The organism is Rhodococcus sp. R1101, assembly GCF_000278445.1.
Taxonomy (GTDB): Bacteria; Actinomycetota; Actinomycetes; order Mycobacteriales; family Mycobacteriaceae; genus Rhodococcus; species Rhodococcus gordoniae.
This window is the reverse complement of sequence record NZ_AJVB01000662.1, coordinates 1-1,714: the sequence shown is the minus strand read 5'-3', so window position 1 is coordinate 1,714 and position 1,714 is coordinate 1. Positions and strand designations below refer to the sequence as shown.

Here is a 1,714-nt window from a genome sequence, read left to right as displayed (position 1 = left end):
GCCTTCGGGTAGTGCGGCAACGAGTTCGCCGCCGACGGTCACGTCGTGCACGCCGAGTACGGGTGCGGTGCGCATTCCGACACCTCTCTGCCCACCGGCGCCGGCTCCCCGCTGTACGAGGCGTTCGACGATTCGGCCGTGGAGGTCGTCGAACTCGGCTCGGCGCCCGCCGGGTCCGCGGACGAGCCGGCCGCTGCCGAGTCGTCCTCGTCCGAACCGGAACAGACCGACTGACGTGACCCGGCCGGGCCCCGCGGATCCGTTCGGGACCGCGGCGTTACGCGAGGGAATCCTCGCGGCGTGGGCGTCGTCGCCCACCCGCCTCCGGGAGGACGCCGCCACCGAGGCCGATCACGTCCGTGCGGGGTACCGCGATCGCGTCCTGACCGAACTCGCCCAGAACGCCGCCGATGCCGCCGCGCGGGCCGGTACACCGGGGGAACTGCGGGTACGGTTCGCCGACGGTCGGCTCCATGTCGCGAACATCGGCGAGCCTCTCGACGTGGGCGGTGTCCACTCACTGACCGCGCTGCGCTCGTCGAACAAGAGCGGCACCGCGTCCACCGTGGGACGGTTCGGTGTCGGCTTCACCGCGGTGCTGGCGGTCTCCGACGACATCGAGGTCCGTTCGCGGACCGGCTCGATCCACTTCTCGGCCGAGCGCACCCGCTCGGTCCTCGCCGAGCGGGGCCTGCCGGAACCGGAGTCCGGTGTCCCGGCGCTGCGCCTCGTGTGGCCGACGGCGACACCACCGGTGCCCGGCAGCGACACCGAGGTCGTGCTGACCCTGCGTGCCGGGGTCGACCCGGTCGCGCTGCTCGATGCCTTCCGCGCCGAGGCCCACGACATCCTGCTCGAACTTCCCGGCCTGCGCACCGTCGTCATCGGCGACGACGAGTTCACCTGCCACCGGCGCGAACTCGACAACGGTCTGGGGGAGGTGCGGATCGGCGATCGCACCTGGTGGGAGTTCACCGGATCGTCGGCGCGGTGGCTCGTCCCCATCGTGGACGGCCGGGTCGTACCGGTCGGCAGCGACGTCCTGCGCGCTCCCACCCGCTCCGACGAGGAGTTGTCGCTGCCCGCGATCGTCGTCGCCGACGTCGCGATGCAACCCGACCGGCGGCGCGTGCTGCCCGGGGCCCACATCGAGAACGTCGCCCACGGGTACGCGCGGTTCGTCGCGGCTCTGCCCGCCGACCAGCGACTCGACCTCGTGCCCCTCCCGGGCTTCGCGCGCAGCGAGATCGACGGCAGGATCCGCGAGGCGATCCTCGACGACCTGGCCGCCGGAGCGTGGCTTCCCGCAGCCGACGGCAACGCCGATCTGGTACCGGACCGGGCCGTCGCGTTGCCCGGTCTCACCGACGAGCTCGCCGACGTCCTCGGTGAGGTCGTCCCCGGGCTCGTGATCCCGGAGCTGTGCGGCCCGCGACATTCGTCGGCGCTCCCGGCCGTCGGAGGGCACCGGCTCGGTCTCGCGCGACTGGCCGAACTGCTCTCCGGCCACGAACGCGATCCGAAGTGGTGGAACCGCCTCTACGAGGCGCTGACTCCGCTCGTCGTCGACGCGGTGGCGGCCGAGGAACTCGCATCCCTGCCGGTTCCGCTGTCGGACGGCCGGACCGTGACCGGCCCGCGCACCACCGTCCTCGCGACGCAACTGCAGGATGTGGGTGCGGTGTCGATGCCGTGGGTGCGCCTCGTCCATCCC

Annotated in this window: 1 protein-coding gene and 1 pseudogene; both read left to right on the top strand. The window is 72.7% G+C overall.

Features of this window, described 5'->3' with window-relative positions; all coding sequences use genetic code 11:
• Window positions 1-12 precede the first annotated feature (12 nt).
• Window positions 13-234: pseudogene (locus R1101_RS0122935) on the top strand (DUF3027 domain-containing protein); the annotation flags it as partial.
• Window position 235: 1 nt separating this feature from the next.
• Window positions 236-1,714, top strand: a 1,479-nt coding sequence (locus tag R1101_RS0122930; protein ID WP_016935535.1) for a sacsin N-terminal ATP-binding-like domain-containing protein, incomplete at its 3' end; no start/stop codon positions are given.